A 22,527-nucleotide genomic window follows, 5' to 3' on the forward strand; every position below is an offset into this window, starting at 1 on the left:
AGAGGGATAAGAATCCCTCACAAGCTGGCAGCTAGGGGGTCTCTACAACCCTTTCGCAAACTGGCTTGGAGAAACGACTTGATTGAATCTGATAAACACACTCAACATCGAAACCCACTTCGGTCAAAGGGAAATATTCAATTTGCAAACTCAACGAATCTTTGCTCAATTTAAAATCACTGAGGAAAACCGCACTGACCTGATCCAGATTCAAACGCTCACCATCCCTTAAGATTAGTGATTGTTCTACAAGCACCTGATCCAGCAGGTGACTTGACGGTGTGAAAAACAGCTCAAGAACCACCAATCAACAAACGGACTTCTGAATTGAACTGGATCACCCGTAAAATGAGAGAACTCTCGGTGCGCAGAGTGGTTGCCTCCACAATCATGGAATCCAGATAAGGCTTCACTGGCGATGCAACAGCCACCGCCCAAGATACGGTTAAAGACAAAGCAAGAAAAATGTATGTGATCATTATTGGGCAGCCTTACAAAAATCGACTCTACGCTTAAATCGGTCGGCAGGAACTACCCCGGTTTGCGCCAGTCGGCTTCTCATGAGTTATAGATGCCTTCAATAAGTTTGAGTTGTTGAACATTACCAGTCACCCTGCGAACTATCAAAAAAGGGAGTGCGCCACCACCAACAGAGTTAACCCACCCTCCGAATCACCTCTCGCAACAACACCCATTCCTCGGCAGAACTGGGGTGCACTGCAATTGTTTTGTCAAAGTCGGCTTTGGTGGCACCCATGGTGTAAAGCACGCCGAGCAGTTGGATCATCTCGGGCGAATCGTCGCCCAACATATGAATACCCACGACACGGTCGGTGGCGTCATCCACCAGCAGCTTCATATAGGTTTTTTGTTCACCGCCAGAAAATTTGGTTTTCATGGGTGTGAATTCTGTTTCATACACACGTATTGGCATCTGTTTGGCTGCTTGCTCTTCGGTCAAGCCAACACTGCCGATGGGTGGCGATGTGAAGGTGGCTGTGGACACGCTGGTGTGGTCTACCGTCATGTCTTTGCCATTGAATTCGTTTTCTGCCAGAGCACGCCCTTCGGCAATGGCCACCGGGGTGAGGTTCATTCGATTGGTGACGTCGCCAACGGCATACACACCCTTAATTCCGGTATGGCTGTATTTGTTGACTTCAATTTCACCGCTTGGGCCAGTGCGCAAGCCAATATTTTCGAGGCCCAAGCCCTGTGTATTCGGGTTGCGGCCAGTGGCATTCAACACGAAATCAAAGGCGTGCACGCCTGCTGCCGTTTGCAGATCAAACCCCTCGCCCTGCTTGCGAAGTGCCTGAAAATCAGTATTGGGAAACAGCTCGATTCCCTGCAAGGCCATGGCAGTGACCAAGCGGTTTCGAATGCCTTCGTCGAAGCCGCGCAGTGGAAGATCGCCACGATAAAATACCGACACTTCAGAGCCCAGACCGCGCAAGATACAGGCGAACTCAAGCGCGATGTAACCCGCACCAATAACGCCAACTTTTTTAGGCAGCACAGACAGGTCGAGCAATTCATTCGATGTGGCGGCCTGCTCAAGTCCTTCAAATGCGCTGCGGTTGGGTGCTGCACCACTGGCAATCAGGATGCGCTGGGTAGACATGGTTCGATCGCCCACCCGCACTTCGGTGGCCGACTTGATCACACCGTGACCACGAATGGTTTCCACACCGCTGTTCTCAAGCATGCGGGCGTAAATGCCCTCAAGCCGATCGATTTCCTTGCCTTTGGCTTCCTGCCACTGGGCCATGGAGAAATCGGCCTGGGCCACTTGCCAGCCCGGCTGCAAGCCTTCGCGCAAGGTTTGCCCGAACTGCGCGGCATACATCATGAGTTTTTTGGGCACGCAACCACGGATTACACAGGTACCACCCAGGCGGCTGGATTCGATCAATGCCACTTTGGCGCCGTAACTTGCCGCACGGCGGGCGCTGGCAACGCCGCCGGAGCCGCCGCCAATAACGATGAGATCGTAAGGTGTGCTGGATGTGGTCATGGTTTGCTCCTTGGGTGCTGCATGTAATTACTCATTGTAACGTGCAGGTTACCCCAACCGCCACGCATGGTACTTGCCCAGCAACACCAGCAGCTTCTGTGGTGCATGCGCGCGCTTCCATTCTCCTGCTGCATATTTGTTCGCTTCAGCCAGTGTAGGGTAGGTGTGAATGGTGCCCAGAATTTTGTTCAAACCCAAACCGTGTTTCATGGCCAGCACAAATTCCGCAAGCAGATCACCTGCATGCACGCCTGCAATGGTTACACCCAGAATTTTGTCTTTGCCCGGCACGGTGAGCACTTTGACCACACCGTGTGCATCGCTGTCGGCAATCGCACGATCCAGGTCGTCGATGCCGTAGCGTGTTACTTCGTACGCAATGCCTTGTTCTTTGGCATCTTGCTCGTTCAAGCCAACGCGTGCCACCTCGGGATCGGTGAACGTGGCCCAGGGAATGACCGAGTAATCGGCCTTGAATTTTTTCAGGTGCCCAAACAAGGCATTCACAGAGGCGTACCAGGCCTGGTGTGCCGCCACGTGCGTGAACTGGTAGGGCCCGGCCACATCGCCAGCGGCGAAAATATTCGGGTACAGGGTTTCCAGATATTCGTTGGTAACCACGGTTCGGTTGGTTTCCACACCGATGTCTTCCAGGCCATAGCCTTTCAGGCGTGCTTTGCGACCCACCGCGCAAATGATGTCATCGAACTCGATTTCAACGTTGCTGCCTTTGTGTTCGGTGACCAGAATTTTTTGCTCGCCCCTGCGTTCGAACCGAACTGCTTTGTGCCCGATCAGAATATTCACACCATCAGCACGCATCGATTCCATCGCCATGGCTGAAATTTCAGGGTCTTCGCGAACCATAATCCGATCTGCCAGCTCCACTTGCGTGACCCTCGAGCCCAAGCGCGCAAAAGCCTGCGACAGTTCACATCCAATGGGGCCGCCACCCAGCACCACAAGGCGCTTGGGCAGCTCTTCGCGCTTGGCAAATTCATCCCACAGGGTGTCGCTGGTCAGGTAGCCACTGGTTTCAATACCAGGCAAAGGTGGCACCATGGGTTCGGCACCTGCGGCAATCACAATGCTGCGGGTAGTCAGGCGGCTGGTTTCGCCACTGTTGTGTTTTACTTCCACGGTCCACGGGTCGATAATTTTTGCGTAGCCTTGAATAACATCCACACCCAGGCCTGTGTAACGCTCCACACTGTCGTGCGGCTCGATGGCTTTGATGATGCTGTGCACGCGGGCCATGACCACTTTGAAACTGAAACCGGGTGTGGTGGCGTGCAAGCCGTATTTCGCGGCGTGGCGCATTTGGTGAGCCAACTTGGCGCTTTTTATCAGGGCCTTGGAAGGCACGCAACCGAAGTTCAGGCAATCGCCACCCATTTTGTGGGCTTCGATCAAGGTTACTTTTGCTTTGACGGCAGAAGCAATGTAGGAGCTGACCAAGCCGGCTGCTCCAGCACCGATCACCACCATGTTGCGGTCAAATTTCGCGGGCTTATTCCATTGCGCATACACCTTGCGAGCCTTGATTTTGTCGGTCACTTTTTTGGCGATCAACGGGAAAATGCCAAGCAGCACGAATGAAAGGATAAGGCCAGGTGAAAGAATACCGCCCAGGCTGTCGATTTGCGCAAGTTCAGTGCCCGCATTCACATACACCACGGTGCCTGCCAGCATGCCCAGTTGGCTGACCCAGAAAAAAGTAATCGCTTTCATGCTGGTCAAACCCATGAGCAGGTTGATCAGGAAGAATGGAAACACGGGCACCAGTCGAAGTGTGAACAGGTAAAAAGCGCCCTCTCGTTCAACGCCTTCATTTATTGCTTTCAAACGGTTGCCGAATTTGGCCTGCACGCTGTCGCGCAGCAAATACCGCGCGCCAATGAAGGCCAGCGTGGCGCCAATGGTCGATGCGAATGACACCAGAATCAAACCTTGCAGCAAACCGAACAAGGCACCCGCTGCCAGGGTCATGACTGCAGCACCCGGAATTGAGAATGCTGTAACCAGCACGTAGGCGGCGAAGAAAACACCTGCAACCATGAATGGCGATTCGGCCTGAAATTCGCGGAACTGCCCCAGACTGTTTTTGAGACTGTCGAGCGTGAGCAGGCTGTGCAGGTCAAAGGCAAAGACCGCCACAACAGCCGCCACGATGAGCAGCAGTATTATTTTTTTCATGTCAATTCCTTGGTTTTTCTACGCAGTGTGTTGTCAATAATGCATGGTCTTGGCAACTTGTACAGATGGTTTCGGCGAGTCGTACAAAAAAGTTACCTCGATCTGGAAAGATAGTCGGGTTAAGCTAAAGCAATCATGTTTCAAGACTTCGTTCACGATGAGCCATCGCATTGAATCCATATTTGTCAGCCACGGGGCACCCACTTATGCACTGGAGCCCGGATCGCCCGGCCAAGCGCTTGAACAGCTTGGACAGCAGCTGATCGCGCAAGACACAAAGGCTTTGATTGTGCTAAGCCCCCATTGGCGCAGCGCAAAGTTGGCGGTGACCAGCCATGAAGCGCCGGTGATTGTGCACGACTTTAATGGTTTCCCCAGAGAATTGTATGCCTTGAAACCGGAGATTTGCGGTGCGCCTCAATTGGCCGCGGAACTGGCTGCAGAATTGACTGCTGAGCTTGCCCCCCAGCAAGGCTTTGATCACGGTGCGTGGGTGCCTTACATTCACCTGTTTCCAAACGGCGGCCCACCCATGTTGCAACTGAGCATGCCCGCGCAATGGAATGGGCAAACCGCCATGGACATTGGCGTTGTTGTGGGCCAATTTGCGCGCAAGCATGGCGCTGTGGTGGTGGGCAGTGGCAGCCTGACGCACAACTTTGATGACATGGATTTGCGGGGTGATCAGCGGGGCGAACCTGCTCCCGCCTATGTAAGTGAATTCACAAACTGGATACAAAACCGCTTGCAGTCGGAAGACCGCAAAGCGATTGCCGAAGCTGAATTCGGTGCACCACACTTTGCACGCGCCCACCCGGATGACGACCATTACCTGCCCTTGCCATTTGCAATGGGCGCGGCATCAACCGGTTCACGGGTGGACGCATTGCCTGACGATGTGCGTTACACCGCATTGTCGATGCAAAGTTTTGCGTTTCTAAACCACCGTGATTGAGCCCTGTGCCGTTAGCGGGCAAGGCAAGGTTGGATCAAAGGTGATGGACACGGCACTGGCCACAAAAAAGCCGCCGATGTGTTGGGCCGCAATTTCAGGTGGTGTGCCGGGTTTGGTCAGGTTCACGTCTTGGGCGAACGCATATACGCGCCACAAGCCACGTGGATCCAGCCTGTATTGCAACAAGCGGCGCATGGCTTTTTTAATGTCCAGAGAGCCCGCATAAACACCATCATTGGCCCCCGGATCAAAACCCAAGCCATCATCAGTCAAAGGCACAACGAAAGTAAGCCCCCCTGGGGAACGCAGCAGTGCGAAGGCGTACAGGTCTGTGCCTTTGAAAAACTTGCCCTCTGTGCGCATGAACTTGGCTCGAATCCACAAAGGTTCGCCCAATCCAACAGTCACAGGCGTTTCTAGTTCCACGCCATCAGACAAATGAATGTTCGTTTGCGTTTCCCGAACTGAATACTCGTAGGTTTTCCCCGTGGTGAAGCGGGTGTAGGTCCATTCAACATCAGCGGTGTATGCCTTTCCCGCATTTGGCGCGTCAGGCAATTTCCATTTGGCAACCACCTTTTCGCCCACAGTCAGTTCGTCTGCCCTCGGTAGGGTGTGGGCTTGTCCTCGCCAGAATGGGTCTGCTTCATCAGACAAGGCCACACCCAATGCGACAGTGGCCACCACAGACGCTACACCAGCAACCGTAAATTCTTTTTCAGGCCCGGCGTCCACATCGGGGGTACAGCAATCGATGGACGGATCGGTTTCCTCGAATGTTCCACTGACCCCAAATGATGCGGTACCCGCTCCCATTACTGCAGCAACTATGGCAACAATGGCCGCGATGACGGCAACAATGATAGCAAGTACTTTCCACCACGGATCAGAAAACGGCAACTCCGCATGCATGCCGCTGTAAGCCGGGTTCGGTGACCAGGCCAGTGTGACACCTGTGGGTATCCATGGCCCAAAATCAGGTGGGCATTCGCACTTGCCTTCGCGGTCTTTCCCCCATTTCGGATTCTGCACAATGGCACTGATGTTCGACATGGTAAGCACACCTTCCTCGATACTGCAGGTGTAGGTGTTGGAAGCAGAATCAAACCGGGTTTGCGAAACAAAAATTTGTTGAATGGTGCGCCGGGAGTCAAATCCATCGGCTTTGGCAACAAAGCTCACCAAACGTTTGCCCGGTGTGGCATTTTTGAAATTCGCATCCCACATCACCAGCACAGCTGCGCCAGCAGGAATGGACGCAAAGTGAAAAGTTTTTGCCACCGGTACAATGCCGGGATCACCAACGCTTTCGAGATAGATGGTGACATTGTTCAGCGTTGCGCCGGACATATTGGTGTAGTGGCAAGCAATGCGCAAATTGTAGATGGCATTGTCGAAGATACCGTCAGGCAACATGATGTTGGTAACGGGCTCAATCGCAAATGGACGTGTCAGAACTTGCAGGGGGGTGGCACTCATGCTGCAGTCTCCTTTTCTGTTGATGCATTGCCTACAACAACAAAACCGAGCCCACCCAATACCTCTTGGCCAGTGCGCTCAACGATGTGGATAAACTGGTATTCCTTCGCTGCAATATTTTTGGCGCGAACTGCCACATGCAAACCCGCGCTTGTGCCTTTGGGAATCTGCATTTTCAAACGGCCTTCACCAATGGAATCTTTCTCGCAGACGGTGCGCGGCGCATCAGAAAGCCCCACTTCCACTATGGATTTTCGAGCGGGTTTGAAACCTTTCAAACCCAAACCAAGCAGGGTTTTCTCATCCAGCTTACCCCCCACTTCGGCAGTCACTGTGATTGTTTTGTCAACACGCGGCAAAGCAGACACCGTGAGTGTAAACATCAATGCACGGGCCGACATGGCCTGAATGACTGTGAGATTTTTCTGCGCGACCTGTGGATAGGTCGGCGGGTCAAATGCATCAGGCAAGGGGCTGGGCAAAGAATGGCCCGGATGATTGGCCACTGCCACCAAACATTCATGGCCACCGTTTACGATCACCGGAACCCATGGCACCAGACACAAAGCATTTTGTTGGCCACCGGCGGGTACGTCTGCGTAAGCCGAGCCCACCAAAGTCGCATTGCTGCGCGTAACTTGCAGCGCCGGGTTGGCCCAGTAAAAATCAATTCGAACGCCGTTGGCTTGCGTGCTACCGTTGTTGGCCACACGTGCCCAGAGGTAGGCAGATTGCCCTGCGACCGGGCTACCTGGTGAACCAGCCGGGTCGCTCCCGGGAACAACCCAGATGTCGGGACTTAAATACCAATGGGGATCTCCATCCCGAATGAGCAAATCAACAGCCATCGTAATCTCCTTGAAAAGGAAGCATCAACTACTGCGATTGATTTGAATTTTTAGCTCAAACGATTTAAATCACCACCCCCCAAAATGTCCCCCACTCCGTTCTGCTTCAAACGCCTCTTGAAAGCTGAGTGGGATTGCAGTTGATGGTTTCGGGCAGCACGCCATCCTGCAGGGCTTTTTTAAGCGATTCCACACCACGATTCCACAAGGACACTTGCAATGGTTCACCTTGCACTGTGGGCAAGATAAGGGCTGCATCTTCCGATCCATCAAACCGATTCAGGGCACGCACCAAATCAAGGTGGCGAACCCACACCCATTGGCTGCGTTCAATGTCGACGCACTGGCGAGTTTGGGCGATGATATCCACCGGCTTGAACGGCACTTCGGTGGTGTACAGGTGAAACGGCACGCCAGGGGAAATGGACGGGCCTCTCAATTCGCCCGCCTGCAGTTCTTCGGCGTTGTAGGCGCAATTTGATTCTTCGGTGAATTCCCGAATGGCAGTTTGGGTCGGGGTTTCACCTGGCTTCGCACCACCGCCCAGCGTGGCCCACGCACGCCGCGCCGGGTGCGGATCAAAGGCCATCAAATGCAAGGCTTCACCGGTCACGCAACTGTAGGCAATTAAACCAGCAGGGGGTGCGCTGGATGATGAACAGGCCGAAAGGACAAGAACTGTAAGCAGGGCTAAATGCAATCGCATGGGTCAGTCTGTTGTATTTAACTGCAGGTTCGGAAACCGGACAACACATCTTGCCGGTCGGGCTGGAAGTAGTTGCGGTATTTGGGATGTACCATTTCAGCCGAGGTGGCCCAGCTTGCGCCTTTCAACACTTTGCGATCGTGAAACCAGGGTTTGGAATAATCGACGTAAGGGTGCATTTCGAACCCGTCGAAGGGCAGGAAAGTGTTGGCCGTCCATTCCCACACCTGACCCCATTGCATGGCGACCTGCGTGTGCGCGGCGTATTCCCATTCTGCCTCCGTGGGTAGCCTGCGTTGCGCCCATTCACAGTAAGCCTGTGCATCCAGCCAGCTGATATTTTCTGCCGGTGCATTCAGGTTCAAGGGCAGTTGCTGCCCGTAACTTTGATCAATCCAGTCGCCATTTTTGAAGGCAACAAAAGGCGGTGTGGCATGTCGGGCTTTCTCGGTGAACTGCAGAAACTGCGCCCACGACACCGGGCGGGAGTCTATTTCAAAGGCGTCGATTTGCACAGTAAAGGCCGGCACTTCATTGTCGAACGCAAAACCATCGCCTTGCCAGCCAAGGGTCCACTGTGTTGCGGACATTTGCAATTGCTGCAGATCACCACAGGCCGGTACGCCGGGGCGCTGTGCGTGGCGCTGGCTCAAGGGAATATTCAACTGCTTGGCCATGAACACGGCGGCCTCGTTGTGCATTTGCTCGTGCAACACACACAACCGGAAAAAATACAAATACAGGTCGGCTTTTGCGGGCTGCTTGCAACACAGCTCATCGGCCTTTTCCAGCAGTTGCAGTGTGTCTTTTAACGACGCCGCAAGGTATTCGCGGGTGCCGTATAAATTGGGAAGGCCAATTTCCCAACGGGTGTCGTGCGCAATGGTGCTTGAATTCAGGCGGGCATCTGCATTGGCCAGGCGGGATTCAAGTTTGGATGCGTCGTGGCGGCACTGCACACCCAAAGCCCAGTCCGGGTTGCGGGCCAGCCACCAATCTTGAAACCAGGCAACATGGCACAGCTCCCACAATGGCGGGTTTAGTTCCGGGCGGCGCGGTACCTGGCATTCTTCGCCCAGTGCGGCCACGTAATCGGCCAGCAAACCCAAAGTGCGTTCGCGCGTGCGCAGCAATGCATCCCGAAGAAATGCGGCGTTCGATGTTCGGGCAAGTTGTGCTGGGTTGATGCGGTTGTTCACGGGGCAATGCGTTGTACACAAGCGAATAGTGTACGACAAATAGAAACCATGCCGAGCCCTTGCCCAACCGTTGCAGACCTGCTTGATTTTTTAATTTACACTGGTATGATGAGTTTACCAGAATCAACCCAGTTTATAAAAAAGTAGACAAGCCATGGAAAGTATTCAAAAAATTTCGATTTCTGAGCAAGTGTATATTCAACTTCGGGATCGAATACTTAAAAAGGTATTACCAGTTGGAACTGAACTTCCTTCTGAACGGGAGTTGTCTGAAACCTTGAAGGTAAACCGCGGTGCCGTGCGGGAGGCCATCAAACGCCTGCAACAGGCACGCTTGGTTCGGGTGCGACATGGCGGTGCCACACAGGTAGAAAACTTTGAGGCCGAAGGCGGGCTGGAATTGCTGCCCAGCCTGATGGTGAATTCTCAAGGCCAGGTTAATTTGGAAGTAGCGCGCGGTATTGTGGCCATGCGCAAAGCCTTGGCACCGGTGGTGGCCGGGCAAGCCGCCGTTCATGGCGGAAAGGCGCTGGCTGAAAAGCTGAAACCATTGCTTGATCAAATGCAACGCACCAGCGAGCTACCGGAACTTCAGCGATTGGCCTTTGATTTTTGGGCGCTGTTAGTGCAAGGCAGCGGCAATGTGGTGTTCAAACTGGCCTTCAATTCCATGAACCAAACTTACCTGGCCGCCTGGAACACGCTGACGCTGGTGATGCAAGACGAATTTCGGGATGTGGCCACGCTTGCGCAACTGGCACAGGCCATTGAATCAGGCGAACACCGACGCTGCGAGGTGTTGGCACGGCAACATGTTGAGCTGGGTAGTCGCGCGCTGAATATGGCGCTGGGTCAATCATAACAAGCAAATCGGAGACTAATTCATGTTGGGAATTCCCTTGGGCCTTTTGACGGCCAACGCAGTGGAATGGAGCATGCACAAATACGTGCTGCATGGTTTGGGTAAAAAACGAGGCACATTCTGGGCCTTTCATTTTCATGAGCACCACAAAGAAGTTCGCGAGCATGGTTATTACGATCCGAACTATGAACGCTTCCCCTTGGGGCTACATGCGCAGGGCAAAGAGGCTTGGGCCTTGATTGCCGGTGCAGTGGCAGTTGCCCCGCTATTTCCAGTGGCACCATTTTTTGTAGGCACGCTGTGGTATTGCAGCTTGAACTATTATCGGGTGCACAAAAAAAGCCACATGAACCCAGCGTGGGGCGAACAACGTGTGCCTTGGCATTACGACCACCACATGGGCAACAACCCCGGCGCCAACTGGTGTGTCACGCGACCGTGGTTTGATTACATCATGAGAACCCGCGTGTTTACTGAAGGCGGTGCGCGCGAAAACAATGTGCTGGGGCTGAAACGGGTTCCAGCATTCCTTGCCCGAATGCTGCCCAAGCCTGAATCGCTCGGCACCCTCGCACCAAAACCGGCAACACGGCGCGCTGCGTAAGCCTGTGACATAATCGGTTCACCACAAAAAGGAGAACTGAATGGGCTTGTTGATATTAACCGCGGGGCTGGTGCTGTTTCTAGGCATGCATGCCGTACGCATTCCGAATGATCAAAGGCGTTCAGGCATGATGGCCCGGCTTGGAAAAGACAAATACCGCACCCTTTTCACCGTGGCATCCATTGTCGGTTTGGTGCTGATTGTGTACGGGTATGGGCAGGCACGGCTTGATCCGGTTTTTGTGTGGAGCCCGCCTGCCGCCATGCGCCATATTGCAGCGCTGTTGATGTTGTTCTCCATGATTTTGCTTGCGGCCTGCTATGTGCCCATGAACCATATCAAGGCAAAGCTGCAGCACCCGATGACCTTGTCAGTGAAAGTGTGGGCGCTGGCTCACTTGATCGCAAATGGCTCACTGGCCGACATTGTCCTGTTCGGATCATTCCTGGTGTGGGCAGTGCTGCTGTTCAAATCAGCCCGCAGGCGTGCCATTCCCATGGGCTTTGCAGGAGATGGCCCAACCAAGGTGGGCACCTTGATGACGGTAGTAGTGGGCGTGTTGGGCTGGCTGATTTTTGCGGCCTGGTTGCATGTTTACCTGATCGGTGTCAGCCCCTTTGGCCGCTAACTAAACTTTTACAGAAACCAGAAACACGCTGCAGCCACTGCCGTGGGCCCCAAAGCCCCGGCCAACAGGCCCCCTGCTGACACGGCTTCATCGGGGAACTGCCGTTTCAAAAGTGACAGCCCAGCAGGGTTGGGGGCATTGGCAATGACCGTCAAACCACCACCGGCCACGGCACCCGCCACCAAGGCGTAGCGGAAACTTTCAGAAGTACCCTCAATCAGCGAACCAAGGTATGTAAGCGCGGCGTTGTCAGTGATCGCGGTCAACGCCATGGCTGCGATAAACAGCACACCGTCATTCAGGTCACTGACCGCAGGCTGCAACCACCACTGCTGCATGCCGCCCAACACCACCAAACCTGCGAGGAAGAACGCCACCAGCAGACCTTCCTTCAACAGCAAACGCGACTGAAATGTGCTGTACGCAGCGGTAAAGCCCAGGAAGAAAAGGAACACGCCGAGAAACACTGCGGGGTGATGCGCAGACAACACCACAACACCCAGGAAAGCCAAATGAATGACCATGGCCCACCAAGGCACGGGGGCCAGTGGTTGACCGTCTTCACCCAAGGCCTCGGGCGTTTTCACCTCAGCGCCCAGATGCTTGGCAGCGAAGAAAATAAACATGGTGGCATTAATGAACACACCGATTGCCGCTTTCCAGCCAAAATTTGCGGCCATGAAAGGGGTGTCCCAGTTCCAGGCACTGGCCACCATCAAAACTGGCGGTGCCGCGAAGGAGGTCAGCACACCACCGATTGAAATATTCACAAACAGCACGCCCAGGCCCCAGTAACGAATGAAGTTGGGCACTGATTTGGAAAAGAGCACATCACGCAACAACAGTGCAGCCAGTGTCATGGCCGCTGGCTCGGTAATGAAGCTGCCCAGCAAGGGCACCATGAACAGGCCAAGCCAGGTGAATGCAACACCCTTGTTGACAGGCATCAACTTCGCCAAGCCTTCGACCAACAATCGGGAAGCATCCAGCACAGGGCGGCTTGCCGCCACCACCATGATGACGAATACGAACAGGGGTTCGGTGTAATGCCGGGTGTCCACATATTCCACTGCGGAATCCAGATTGACCGCGAAGGCCATGGCCACAACGAGAAACAAAGCCCAGATGCCGAAGACGGCCTCAACTTCGCCGAGCAAGTGAAACAAGCCGCTGTGGTGTTTGCTATGGTGGGCCAGGTGCTCAAAGTAGCTGGCAGAAAAGGTGTGAACAAGCGCGCCGGCAAATAGAAAGGCGGCAATCCATTGAATTGTGGTTGCTGTCATGTCGGTGGTCTTTTTGTGTTGTTGAAAGAAAACTGCGAGGGGGTCTATAAAGTGAGCCTATCACAGACTTAAAGTTCCCCGACTTCACAATAAAAAAGGCGTGCTGCGGAAAACACGTGGCGTGAGCCTACCGCCCCACGGGCTTCTTTGTCAATTTGCGTTGCAGGGTTCGCCGGTGCATGTTCAAGGCGCGCGCGGTGGCTGACACATTGCCGTCGTGTTCATTTAACACGCGCTGAATGTGTTCCCACTCCAGGCGCGACACGGACATGGTTTGAAATTCAGCGGAATCCGTTTCGTTCACATTGAAATCAAGTACGTCTTCGTCCAGCGCGCGCAGTATGGCTGCACTGTCTACGGGCTTGGCCAGGTAATTGTCGGCCCCCAGCTTGATGGCTTGCACGGTGGTGGCAATGCTGGCATACCCGGTAAGCACCAACAGGTTGGCTTGGGGTTGCAGCTTGCGCAATTGCGTGATCAGTTGCAAGCCGGACTGTTCGCCCAGATTCAGGTCAAGCGTGATGTCGGTGAACTGTTGCTGGCCAGCCGCCAGAAGAGTTTGCTCTTTGTTCAAGGCCACGCAGGTTTGAATTTGCTTGAGCGCAAAGGAACGCGCCAACGTGGTGGCAAATATTTCATCGTCATCGACAATCAGGATGAATCGGTTCACAGGGGCAACACCGGCAAACTTAGACTGGCGCACACGCCGGGGTTCAGGTTGCGAAGGTTCAACTTTCCACCCTCACGTTCAAGCAGGTTGGCGAGCAAAAACAAGCCCATGCCCTGCCCGTTGTCCTGAAACAATTGCTGTCCAATTTTCGGAAGCAGCTCTGCATCCACACCACCGCCCGCGTCGTTCACAAACAGGGTCAGGCTGGTGCTGTCGCATTGCATGCCCACTTGCAACACAGCCTGCACGTTTGCGCGTTGCTGGCTTTGCGCGGCATTGTCCAACAGGGTGATCAAACCCAGTTCAAGCAATTCCTTGCGCACTTTGAACACGCCTGCAATTGATGCGATGCTGGGTAGCAGGCGCACCTCGTGCTGCGGGTTGCGCGTTCGCCAAACCGACAATGTGGCTTGCAGCCATTCACTGGGTTTGATCAGTTGTGCATCTGCATTGTGGCGTGGGTCGACATCAATTTGCGTACGCAGTTGGGCAAGTGTCTCGGTGATCGATTTCACCTGTGCACCCAGAACATTCATTTCGCGTGAACTCGCCTGCATGGCCGGATCGTTTTTCCAGTCTGCAATGATGGTGGCTATTGTAGAAACAGGCGTGCCCAACTGGTGTGCGATGGAGGCGGCCTGATTGCCCAGCGCCGCCAAACGGGATTCACTGGCCAAACGGCTTTGCGCACGGCCCAGGGCTTGATCGCGGTTTCGAATGGAAGAACTGAGACGCGCCACAAAACCAACCAGAATCAGCACGCTGACCAGAAAATTCAGCCACATCCCCACCAAGTGAAAATGCACACCATCGTCTGGATTGGCCAGCACCAGTGGCATGTAATTGCTCATCAACACGGTGTAGGCCATCACACTGAAAAATGCCAGAAATGCCACCTGCACCCAAGGCAGCAAAGCTGCAGCCAAACCCAGTAAAGGCAGGTAAAGCGACACAAAAGGATTGGTAACGCCACCCGTAAAATATAACAGAAGGCTGAAGGCTGACAGGTCAGCAAACAATTGCGCTGCAACTTCAAAACTGCCGATCGCATTGCCTTGGCGCAGCCGAACGAAAGTGATTGCGTTGAGCAAAGCCAGCGCACCCAAAATGGTTGCCAACACGGGCCAGGGCAAGGTGACTTTCAGCAAGAAGCCCACCACAGCGAACAACAACACCTGGGCGACAAGTGCAAGCATTCGCGTCCACATCACCGTGGCCATTTGTTGTCGGCGCACGGATGGATCGCTTTGGTCTGCCAGGCCTTCGGTCCACAGGCGCGTCAAAGGGTGGTGTTCGGAAAGGGAAATGATTTTCATGCTGACATTCTAAGTGGCTTCTTCAATGGCCGTGGGGAAATCATCTGTTGCGCTGCGTCGCTGCGACAATATGCCGCATTCCCGACACGGCAAGGCTGACGTATAAACCGGGTTGGTCTACCTTGCCCGGAATACGTGATGCCAGTACACAAGCCCTTCAAATTGCGCCCCCTTCAACTCGGTTTGCTGCTGGGCCTTGCTTCCTGTTCACACGCTTTGTTTGCAAACCCTGCGCTTGACGAAGTTGAAGTGAATGCGCAGCACGAGGCATTGAGCGCAGCCAGCGTACGGGTTGCGCAGGAGAAACTGGCACAAACCGCAGGTGGCACTGCAGTGGTGAAGGCAGAAAGTTTCGAGTCCGGCAAATCCGTGACCATTAAAGACATGCTGGACTTTACACCGGGCGTGTTTGCGCAAAGTCGCGTCAATGAGGAAGCGCGACTAAGCATTCGGGGATCGGGTTTGTCGCGCACGTTTCACATGCGGGGCATTCGCTTGCTACAGGATGGCATTCCCATCAATCTCGCCGACGGTGGATCTGATTTTCAAGACATTGACCCGCTGGCCCTTCAACACGTGGAGGTGTACAAAGGCGCCAATGCCTTGCAGTACGGCGCGGCCAGCTTGGGGGGTGCAATCAATTTCGCAACGCCCACCGGGTACACCACGCCCAACAGCGTTGTGCGTTTGGATGCGGGTAGCCACGGGTTTGCCCGTGCACAATTCAAAACGGGCAATGTGGTCGGGGATTGGGATTATTTTGCGTCTCTGTCGCAATTGCGTTCTGACGGGTTTCGCCAATTCAGCGGACAGAAAAACACACGTTTAAATGCGAATGTGGGTTTGAAAATCAACCCGCAACTGGAAACGCGTTTCTATGTAATTCACGGCGACATGAATCAGGAATTACCGGGCAACTTGACCAAGGCACAACTACAAACTGACCCCACACAGGCCAATGAGGCCTCAGCGGGCAGCAATTCGCAGCGCAATTTTCTGATTACCCGTGTGGCCAACAAAACCACGTGGATTTCCACGGCAGGCGTTGAATACAATACAGGCCTGTATGCCGTGGACAAAAACCTGTACCACCCTTTGAGCTTTGGTTTGATTGACCAGCAAACCCGCGACCTTGGCACCTTTGGCAACCGTATTGCACAGGGTGAATTGTGGAACATGCGGCACGACACCACGCTGGGATACAACCTGGTGCACGGTGTTACAGAAGCGCGTATTTTTAACCACCAGCAAGGGCAGCGAATCAGCCTTCGCAGTTTTGAGGACCAGAAAGCACACAACGTTGAGTTGTACGGCGAAAGCCGGTTGCACGTGAACAGTTCGCTGCAATGGATCAACGGCCTGCAATGGGCCCACGCCACACGAGCCGCAAATGATCAGTTTTTGAGCGATGGCGATGGCAGCTACCAGCGCCGCTATGCGCAGTTCAGCCCGAAAACCGGCTTGCTTTGGCAAGCCACTGAGAATGTACAGGTATTCGGCAACTTAAGCCGGGCGTTTGAGCCCCCCACGTTTTCTGAAACCAGCCCAACGCGTGCGCTTGAAGCACAAGAATCAAGCACTTTCGAAGTGGGAAGCCGCGGCATTGCCAATGGTGTTCGCTGGGACATCAGCATCTATTACAGCCGCTTGAACAATGAGTTTGTGAGCTATCAGCTCAACCCGCTTGTGCCAGGCTTGAGCGCCATTTTGAATGCAGACGACACCGTGCACCAAGGTGTTGAAATTGGGCTGACGGGGCCGTTGATGGGTTTGTCGAAGGAGTATGCCTTGAACTGGCAACTGGCGTATACCTTCGGACGTTTCCGTTTCGACAAAGACCGCGTGTATGGCGATGCTGCCATTCCCGGCATACCAGAACAGTACCTGCGCGCAAAGCTGGATTATTCACACACGCAGGGATGGACGGTTTCCCCCAACATTGAGTATGTGCCACAGGGTTATTTTGTGGATTTGCAAAATACGTTGGTGACAGATCCTTACTTGCTGTTGGGCTTGAATGCTTCTTACAAATTCAGCGACAAATTGCGTGTGTTTGTGGATGCCCGTAATTTGACCAACAAAGTGTATGCCGCCACCACAGGTGTGATTGTGAATTCGAATGGAGCGGATTCGGCGCAGTTTGCGCCGGGTGAAGGCAGGAGCGTTTACGCAGGCGTGGAAGTTAAGTGGTGAGATTTGGGCGTAGTATCAACATCTTGATTAGAATTGATCCGCAGCACATGTTCAACTTCACCCACCTCGCCACCGCCACTCTGCTTGCACTCTCCGTGTCGGGCTGCGCCATCGTCAGCGTAGGCTCAGTCAGTTCGGAAGATTACCTGTCGGCCCGCCGTGGCGATGTACTCACCACCGGCAAGCTCAGTGCCTCTGCGCGCACCGCACTGCAAGTGGTTGGAACCGACGAAGGCCGCTGCAACACGGATAAGTCTGCCTGCCGAAAGACACTGATCGCATCCATCGGATTAAGCGATGAGCAACGCCTGTCCACCATTTCCGAACTGTGGCTTCAAGAAGCCTTGCAAAATGAAGAGGCCCAGAAACTGGAGCCTGCAAACGATGCCCTGAAAACCGCCACATTATCGGCTTACCTGGAAAGTGCAAAACACGCTTACTCCTACCTGTTTTTCACCAACCGCACACCCGACCTGCGTGCGCTGGAAGACCGGCAGGCCCAAGTGCGCGACTACTACAATTTTTCAACGCAACAGGCTGTGGTGGGTTTGTTCAACCGCTACCGCGATCAGCTTGAAAAATCGGTGTCAGAAGAGAAAACCTACCTGCTCGATTTCGCCCCCTGGCAGGTTAGGGGTAGCACCGCAGGCCTGAGCCTGAGCCACAAGGGGCAGCTTCCAAACGAATTGGTGGCAGCATCGTCCCTCACGTTCAAAGGTTTGCGCAACCAATACCGCCGCGACGGTTTGGGTGCTGAATTGGTTGCTGTGTTTGCCCGCACGGTGGTAAAGCGCGAAGATGAAAACAAACCGTGGAGCGAAACACCATTTCCCTCGGTCACCGTGATGTTGCGCTTTCCCGGCGACAGCATTGAAACCGTGCTGGCGGATAACCGCGTGGAATTGCAGGGCTTCGACCCGCACCGCAGTGCAAGTGTCGACGTGCGCGGCATTCGTGTACCGCTTGCAGCGAATTTCACATCGGGTCACGGACTTTGGCTGGCGCGGTCAGGCTTTGCGCAGGAAAGTTTGTTGTCACTGATTGGCCGCAGTGAAACGCTGGAAAAGCCCCGCATTTATCTGATGCAACCCTTCGACCCCAACCGCCGCGTTATTTTGATGCTGCACGGTTTGGCCAGCAGCCCCGAAGCCTGGGTGAACGTGGCCAACGAGGTACTGGGCGATGAAGAGCTGCGCCAGAACTACCAAATTTGGCAGGTGTACTACCCCACGAATTTACCGCTGCCGTTCAATAACCGTGAAATTCGCGAGGCAGTGAATTCAACACTGAAAAACTTCGACCCCCAAGGCAACCGCAGGGCATCCAGAGACATGGTCTTGATTGGCCACAGCATGGGTGGCGTATTGGCCCGTTTGATGGTGTCGAATTCTGGTGACCAGTTGTGGGAATCGGTGCTGGAGCGTTACAACATTTCGCAACAACGCGAAAAAAAGCTGCGCCAGAAAATTGAACCATACGTAATATTTTCTGCCATGCCGCAACCCACACGCGCCATTTTCATCGCAGCGCCGCACCGCGGCACGCCCTATGCAGAGAACCGCTTCGCACGTTTCGTGTCAGGCATCATTCGCTTACCCGCCACCGTGCTAAGCCGCGCCACTGAAATTGGGCAGCTTTTGGTGAACCCGAATGAAGCATCCAATGAACCCTTGGTTGAATCGATCAACAGCATCAAAAACCTGAGCGACCAAGACCCCTTTGTGCGGGAATCATCGAAGCTGCCAATTGCAGAGAAAGTGATTTATCACTCCATTATGGGCAACTACACACCGGACGTTATTCTGGAAGCAAGTAGTGACGGCGTGGTGCCCTACGCCAGCGCGAAGCTGGAAGGTGCAGCCTCAGAGCTGGTGGTGAATTCATGGCACAGCGTGCAGGAAAAGCCCGAGGCCATTGTTGAAATTCGCCGCATTCTGCATGAACATCTGGATTCGCTGAACATCGCTTACTAAACCGCTTTTACCGGCAACCAGCGGCCATCTTGCAGCACCACCTCGTAACGGGCCCAACGCTTGAAAGCCTCGACATTGCTTAAACCGGTTTCGTACAAATCAGCGCCAGCCACGTTCTTGAAAATCACCTGTTGGCCCGCCTCGCCCTTGTAAGGCGTGGTCAAGGACATATCAAGCAACTCCCGTACACACCAGCGGTAACCCACTTGCCCGTTGCTGTAAAACGAGCCCACCGTCAACCTTTGCGGGTGGGTGCTTTGTTCATCGGCGTGCTTGGTTGCGTACTCAAACAGCTCGGCCAACACATCGGCGCTTACGTCCACATACGAATCCATGCGGGCAATGGCGGCAGCGAAATCTTCGTGCGTCAGGCTGGCCCCGGTTTCTGACAAAGCCTCCACTGGCTTTTTCTGTTTGCGTGCAAAGTGGTTGGGGTAACGCCGCCATGAAAACAGCGCATTGAAACTGATGGCCACCAACAAAATGGCCAGTGTGTTCAACAACACAGGGTAAATCATGTACCAGTAACCGAGGTTGGCAATGGATTCACCGCCCAGCACGGCAGTTAACGCAGTGGCACCGCCTGGCGGGTGAATGCAGTTCGCCCAGTACATCACACCCACCGACAACCCCACCGCCAACGACGCCGCCAGGAATGGATCGGGCACATGGCGCGCGCAGGTAACCCCAATCAGCGCCGACACAAAATGCCCGCCCATCAAGGCCCAGGGTTGCGACAGCGTGCCGTGCGGCACCGCGAACAACAACACCGCCGTGGCCCCCATGGACGCCACCACCAAAATTGCATCGGTGCCCTGCACCACCAAGCTGGACACCCAGCACACCATCAAAATGCCAAAGAAAGCGCCCAGCCCGGAAATCGCCTTCTCGCGGGGGCTGGTGGAATTGGACTCGAAGCCCAGAATGGACCGCGACACCGACAAGGCGCGCAGGGCACGGATAGACAGTTTCATGCCAAAGATAATACGCGCGCAGATCCACCATTGGCACCAAGTTGGTGCAAAACTGTGGCTTCAAAACAGCGAAGGGGGTCTGTTTCAGGCCGTATACTGCCAGCTTGCCAACACCTGCCATTTGCCCCGTGCGCAACTCAACCATCGACCTGCTGAAAGTGCTTGCATCACAAATTATCGTGATTCACCACCTGCTGCTGTACACCCCCATGTCGCCCGTTTTGCAGGCCGAGTGGCCTGCGCTGCTGGGTTTGATTGCTGATGAAGGCCGCTACATGGTGCAAATTTTTCTGGTAATTGGCGGCTTTTTGGCAGCGCAATCCCTGTTGGGTTTGCTGGGGAAGGCACGAGACGTGGCGGTTTGGCCCCTGTTCAAAAAACGCTATTTGCGCCTGGCCAAACCATTCTGGGTAGCCATTGCCGTGGCCGTGCTGCTGGGCTGGCTGAGCAGCAAAATTGCAATGCACAGTGAAATTTCTGATTTACCCACTTTGGCGCAACTGCTTGCCCACGTGTTTTTGCTGCACGACATTGTGGGCGTGGAAGCCTTGTCGGCCGGGGTTTGGTACGTGGCCATTGACCTGCAGCTTTATGCGGTGCTGGTGTTGATTGCTTGGGCAAGCCAGAAAACCGGGCAGTTGAAGTTTCTTGAACCTGCCCATGCCCTGTTGCTGCTGGCAAGCGCCATGGCACTTGCATCGCTGTGGATGTGGAATAGGAATGCCGAACACGATGAATGGGCCTGGTACTTTTTCGGAGCATACGGCCTGGGTGTTGTGGCCCATTGGGCGCAGCGGGAAAGCAAGATTGTATTAAGCAGCTTGCTGATAGCCTGTGTTCTGGGCATTGCCATGTGGATTGAGTGGCGCGAACGCCTGTTGCTAACCGGTGTTACCGCACTGCTATTGATGAACAGTGCGCAGATTGAGCGCTTTGTCACTTTGATTGTTCAAGGCCCAGTGCGCTGGCTGGGCGACATTTCATACTCGGTGTTTTTGATTCACTACGGTGTTTTGGTGTTTGCAAGCTCGGTGGTGATCGCCTTGGGCTTGACCAGTGTTGCTGAAATGTTGCTTGCGTTTGTGGCCACGTGGGTTGTTAGCGTGGCTGCGGGGTGGGTGTTGCATCGGGTGGTTGATCGATAAAAACATCGCTAGTTTTTATTTTACATTTAAAATTACACAGAAAATAAAATAAATATATTCATATTAATCAACATATTGAAATAAAACACCACCCAGAAATTAGCAAAATTATCGACAACAAGATCGCTCGTTTTGTGATAAATTAAGGGAAATTATTTTCACTAAGGTTCCAAGGTGTCTACGCGCAGCCCATTCCCATCGGGAATTCAGTCCATGGAACCCATGTCACTTTCCTTTCGCCAGGGCGTGACCGAGAAACTGTACGGTCTTGTTTCCGACCTGCTTGCTGCATCTGGCGAAGCCTACCCGCAACTTCCCGCCTCCATTCAACAACGCCTGGCCACACTGGTTCAGGGCATGAACTGCTACTACAGCAACCTGATTGAAGGCCATCGAACCCTGCCAATCGACATTGAAAAAGCATTACAGGCAGCACAAAACAAAACAAAACCAGAATCGGGCTACTCGCAAGAAGAACTACGCACACTGGCCAAAGCCCACATAGGCACCACCGAATGGGCCAAAACCGCAAACCTGCACCAAATGGGCATCAACAACTTTATTCTGGAGGCACACCACATTTTTTGCACCGGCCTTCCCGAAGACATGTTGACTATTGAAGGCACCAGCAAAGCCATGATCCCAGGCCAATACCGCGACATAGAGGTGCGGGTCGGAGAGCACATTCCACCCGCCGCACAACAAGTACCACGCTTTATGGAACGGTTTGAACAGGTGTACTCCCCGTTCTTGCAAAAAGAAATGCAGGGACAAAACCGCGTGGCAGCCATAGCACACGGCTTTATTGCACACCACCGCTTGGCGTGGATCCACCCGTTTCCAGATGGCAACGGACGCATCTCCCGAATTTTTCTGGACAAATGGCTTTCAGAATGTGCGCTGCCGGGTTTCTCCGTGTGGTCTATGTCAAGGGGCTTTGCACGCAACAAAGGCGACACATACAAGGCCAAACTACACAACGCTGACCAACCGCGCATGGGCGACCTGGACGGGCGAGGCAACCTGACCGAGAAAGGCCTGATCGACTTTGTCGAATACTGTGCGACACAAGGAATTGACCAAGCCAACTTCATGGCAGGGCTTTTCCGGCTTGGCACCATGATTGACAACGCACGGCTGGCCTTTGCCCTGAAATACAAAGACCTGAAAGCCGAACACTTCAAAATTTATGAGCGGCTGCTGATTGACGGGCAACTTGACCGGGGTGCTGCGGCCGATGTGATTAACAAATCCCCCGCCACCACACGAAAGTATTTCAAGCCGCTGTTTGAACACAAGCTGATCAGCAGCCCGAGCGAAAAAGGAACCCTTTACCCAGAATGTCCAAGCGGAATACTGATGTACCTGTTTCCAGAGCTATACCCACCAAGCGAGTTTGTGTAGCGAAGTAATTGAATTTAACCCAGAAGTGGCCCGGCAAAACTGAACAGTTGAGATAAGTACAAATTGGGGTTTTTA

The 22,527-nt window shown here is 53.9% G+C and carries 19 protein-coding genes; 8 read left to right on the forward strand and 11 right to left on the reverse strand.

Annotated elements, in window-relative coordinates; genetic code table 11:
• Positions 1-293: 293 nt before the first annotated feature.
• The 3 genes from V7028_RS05370 to V7028_RS05380 all read right to left on the reverse strand — a co-directional run bounded on the left by V7028_RS05370 (position 294) and on the right by V7028_RS05380 (position 4,213).
• Positions 294-479, reverse strand: coding sequence for a hypothetical protein (locus tag V7028_RS05370; protein ID WP_334119075.1), 186 nt, complete (start codon positions 477-479; stop codon positions 294-296).
• Between the two features lie 176 nt (positions 480-655).
• Entirely contained in the window at positions 656-2,017 is a 1,362-nt protein-coding gene (gorA, locus tag V7028_RS05375) for a glutathione-disulfide reductase (protein WP_334119076.1), read from the reverse strand.
• 48 nt (positions 2,018-2,065) lie between these two features.
• On the reverse strand, positions 2,066-4,213 hold the full coding sequence (locus tag V7028_RS05380) for an FAD-dependent oxidoreductase (RefSeq protein WP_334119077.1): 2,148 nt from the start codon (positions 4,211-4,213) through the stop codon (positions 2,066-2,068).
• 157 nt (positions 4,214-4,370) lie between these two features.
• Between V7028_RS05380 and V7028_RS05385 the strand changes: the two genes are divergently transcribed.
• A complete protein-coding gene (locus tag V7028_RS05385; RefSeq protein ID WP_334119078.1) occupies positions 4,371-5,168 on the forward strand; it encodes a DODA-type extradiol aromatic ring-opening family dioxygenase in 798 nt (265 codons plus the stop codon).
• Here the strand turns inward: V7028_RS05385 and V7028_RS05390 are convergent.
• From V7028_RS05390 to V7028_RS05405, 4 genes are all read right to left on the reverse strand, one after another.
• Positions 5,151-6,647, reverse strand: coding sequence for a choice-of-anchor X domain-containing protein (locus V7028_RS05390; RefSeq protein WP_334119079.1), 1,497 nt, complete (start codon positions 6,645-6,647; stop codon positions 5,151-5,153). The genes V7028_RS05385 and V7028_RS05390 overlap by 18 nt on opposite strands.
• Complete coding sequence (locus V7028_RS05395) at positions 6,644-7,495, reverse strand: hypothetical protein (RefSeq protein WP_334119080.1); 852 nt, start codon at positions 7,493-7,495, stop codon at positions 6,644-6,646. The genes V7028_RS05390 and V7028_RS05395 overlap by 4 nt, the downstream gene beginning before the upstream one ends.
• A 106-nt stretch (positions 7,496-7,601) precedes the next feature.
• Complete coding sequence (locus tag V7028_RS05400; RefSeq protein WP_334119081.1) at positions 7,602-8,201, reverse strand: NUDIX hydrolase; 600 nt, start codon at positions 8,199-8,201, stop codon at positions 7,602-7,604.
• A gap of 17 nt (positions 8,202-8,218) precedes the next feature.
• Positions 8,219-9,400, reverse strand: coding sequence for an SUMF1/EgtB/PvdO family nonheme iron enzyme (locus V7028_RS05405; protein WP_334119082.1), 1,182 nt, complete (start codon positions 9,398-9,400; stop codon positions 8,219-8,221).
• A gap of 154 nt (positions 9,401-9,554) precedes the next feature.
• Between V7028_RS05405 and V7028_RS05410 the strand changes: the two genes are divergently transcribed.
• From V7028_RS05410 to V7028_RS05420, 3 genes are read left to right on the forward strand one after another with little or no spacing between them, the layout of a single operon-like run.
• Positions 9,555-10,262 carry a FadR/GntR family transcriptional regulator gene (locus V7028_RS05410; protein WP_334119083.1) on the forward strand — a complete coding sequence of 236 codons (708 nt, stop codon included), beginning with the start codon at positions 9,555-9,557 and terminating at the stop codon, positions 10,260-10,262.
• Between the two features lie 22 nt (positions 10,263-10,284).
• Entirely contained in the window at positions 10,285-10,866 is a 582-nt protein-coding gene (locus V7028_RS05415; protein WP_334119084.1) for a hypothetical protein, read from the forward strand.
• 40 nt (positions 10,867-10,906) lie between these two features.
• Positions 10,907-11,494: an NnrU family protein gene (locus V7028_RS05420; RefSeq protein WP_334119085.1), complete on the forward strand. Its 588-nt coding sequence runs from the start codon at positions 10,907-10,909 to the stop codon at positions 11,492-11,494.
• Positions 11,495-11,502: 8 nt separating this feature from the next.
• Here V7028_RS05420 and V7028_RS05425 read toward each other — a convergent pair whose 3' ends face one another.
• From V7028_RS05425 to V7028_RS05435, 3 genes are all read right to left on the reverse strand, one after another.
• Positions 11,503-12,777, reverse strand: a complete 1,275-nt coding sequence (locus tag V7028_RS05425) for a putative Na+/H+ antiporter (protein WP_334119086.1) — start codon at positions 12,775-12,777, stop codon at positions 11,503-11,505.
• A 127-nt stretch (positions 12,778-12,904) separates the two neighbouring features.
• Positions 12,905-13,447 carry a response regulator transcription factor gene (locus V7028_RS05430; RefSeq protein WP_334119087.1) on the reverse strand — a complete coding sequence of 181 codons (543 nt, stop codon included), beginning with the start codon at positions 13,445-13,447 and terminating at the stop codon, positions 12,905-12,907.
• The gene (locus tag V7028_RS05435; RefSeq protein WP_334119088.1) at positions 13,444-14,763 is read right to left on the reverse strand and encodes an ATP-binding protein; all 1,320 of its coding nucleotides are present in this window, start codon (positions 14,761-14,763) and stop codon (positions 13,444-13,446) included. The genes V7028_RS05430 and V7028_RS05435 overlap by 4 nt, the downstream gene beginning before the upstream one ends.
• A 138-nt stretch (positions 14,764-14,901) precedes the next feature.
• Here V7028_RS05435 and V7028_RS05440 point away from each other — a divergent pair, with 138 nt between their 5' ends.
• Both V7028_RS05440 and V7028_RS05445 read left to right on the forward strand, forming a co-directional pair.
• Entirely contained in the window at positions 14,902-16,956 is a 2,055-nt protein-coding gene (locus V7028_RS05440; RefSeq protein ID WP_334119089.1) for a TonB-dependent receptor family protein, read from the forward strand.
• A 47-nt stretch (positions 16,957-17,003) separates the two neighbouring features.
• The gene (locus tag V7028_RS05445) at positions 17,004-18,929 is read left to right on the forward strand and encodes an esterase/lipase family protein (RefSeq protein ID WP_334119090.1); all 1,926 of its coding nucleotides are present in this window, start codon (positions 17,004-17,006) and stop codon (positions 18,927-18,929) included.
• Here V7028_RS05445 and V7028_RS05450 read toward each other — a convergent pair.
• Positions 18,926-19,903, reverse strand: coding sequence for an HPP family protein (locus V7028_RS05450; RefSeq protein ID WP_334119091.1), 978 nt, complete (start codon positions 19,901-19,903; stop codon positions 18,926-18,928). The two genes, V7028_RS05445 and V7028_RS05450, sit on opposite strands and share 4 nt — an antisense overlap.
• A gap of 128 nt (positions 19,904-20,031) precedes the next feature.
• Between V7028_RS05450 and V7028_RS05455 the strand changes: the two genes are divergently transcribed.
• Positions 20,032-21,048 carry an acyltransferase family protein gene (locus V7028_RS05455; protein ID WP_334119092.1) on the forward strand — a complete coding sequence of 339 codons (1,017 nt, stop codon included), beginning with the start codon at positions 20,032-20,034 and terminating at the stop codon, positions 21,046-21,048.
• A gap of 213 nt (positions 21,049-21,261) precedes the next feature.
• Complete coding sequence (locus V7028_RS05460; RefSeq protein ID WP_334119093.1) at positions 21,262-22,452, forward strand: Fic family protein; 1,191 nt, start codon at positions 21,262-21,264, stop codon at positions 22,450-22,452.
• The last annotated feature ends 75 nt before the right edge of the window (positions 22,453-22,527 follow it).

Origin of the sequence: Limnobacter sp. (assembly GCF_036846585.1) — a bacterium.
GTDB lineage: Bacteria > Pseudomonadota > Gammaproteobacteria > Burkholderiales > Burkholderiaceae_B > Limnobacter.

Bases quoted from the DNA above. Each gene is read 5' to 3' on its own strand.
- V7028_RS05440 (WP_334119089.1), top strand. From the start codon at position 14,902: ATGCCAGTACACAAGCCCTTCAAATTGCGCCCCCTTCAACTCGGTTTG.
- gorA (WP_334119076.1), bottom strand. From the start codon at position 2,017: ATGACCACATCCAGCACACCTTACGATCTCATCGTTATTGGCGGCGGC.
- V7028_RS05390 (WP_334119079.1), bottom strand. From the start codon at position 6,647: ATGAGTGCCACCCCCCTGCAAGTTCTGACACGTCCATTTGCGATTGAG.
- V7028_RS05370 (WP_334119075.1), bottom strand. From the start codon at position 479: ATGATCACATACATTTTTCTTGCTTTGTCTTTAACCGTATCTTGGGCG.
- V7028_RS05380 (WP_334119077.1), bottom strand. From the start codon at position 4,213: ATGAAAAAAATAATACTGCTGCTCATCGTGGCGGCTGTTGTGGCGGTC.
- V7028_RS05400 (WP_334119081.1), bottom strand. From the start codon at position 8,201: ATGCGATTGCATTTAGCCCTGCTTACAGTTCTTGTCCTTTCGGCCTGT.
- V7028_RS05460 (WP_334119093.1), top strand. From the start codon at position 21,262: ATGGAACCCATGTCACTTTCCTTTCGCCAGGGCGTGACCGAGAAACTG.
- V7028_RS05420 (WP_334119085.1), top strand. From the start codon at position 10,907: ATGGGCTTGTTGATATTAACCGCGGGGCTGGTGCTGTTTCTAGGCATG.
- V7028_RS05395 (WP_334119080.1), bottom strand. From the start codon at position 7,495: ATGGCTGTTGATTTGCTCATTCGGGATGGAGATCCCCATTGGTATTTA.
- V7028_RS05445 (WP_334119090.1), top strand. From the start codon at position 17,004: ATGTTCAACTTCACCCACCTCGCCACCGCCACTCTGCTTGCACTCTCC.
- V7028_RS05410 (WP_334119083.1), top strand. From the start codon at position 9,555: ATGGAAAGTATTCAAAAAATTTCGATTTCTGAGCAAGTGTATATTCAA.
- V7028_RS05415 (WP_334119084.1), top strand. From the start codon at position 10,285: ATGTTGGGAATTCCCTTGGGCCTTTTGACGGCCAACGCAGTGGAATGG.
- V7028_RS05435 (WP_334119088.1), bottom strand. From the start codon at position 14,763: ATGAAAATCATTTCCCTTTCCGAACACCACCCTTTGACGCGCCTGTGG.
- V7028_RS05385 (WP_334119078.1), top strand. From the start codon at position 4,371: ATGAGCCATCGCATTGAATCCATATTTGTCAGCCACGGGGCACCCACT.
- V7028_RS05425 (WP_334119086.1), bottom strand. From the start codon at position 12,777: ATGACAGCAACCACAATTCAATGGATTGCCGCCTTTCTATTTGCCGGC.
- V7028_RS05450 (WP_334119091.1), bottom strand. From the start codon at position 19,903: ATGAAACTGTCTATCCGTGCCCTGCGCGCCTTGTCGGTGTCGCGGTCC.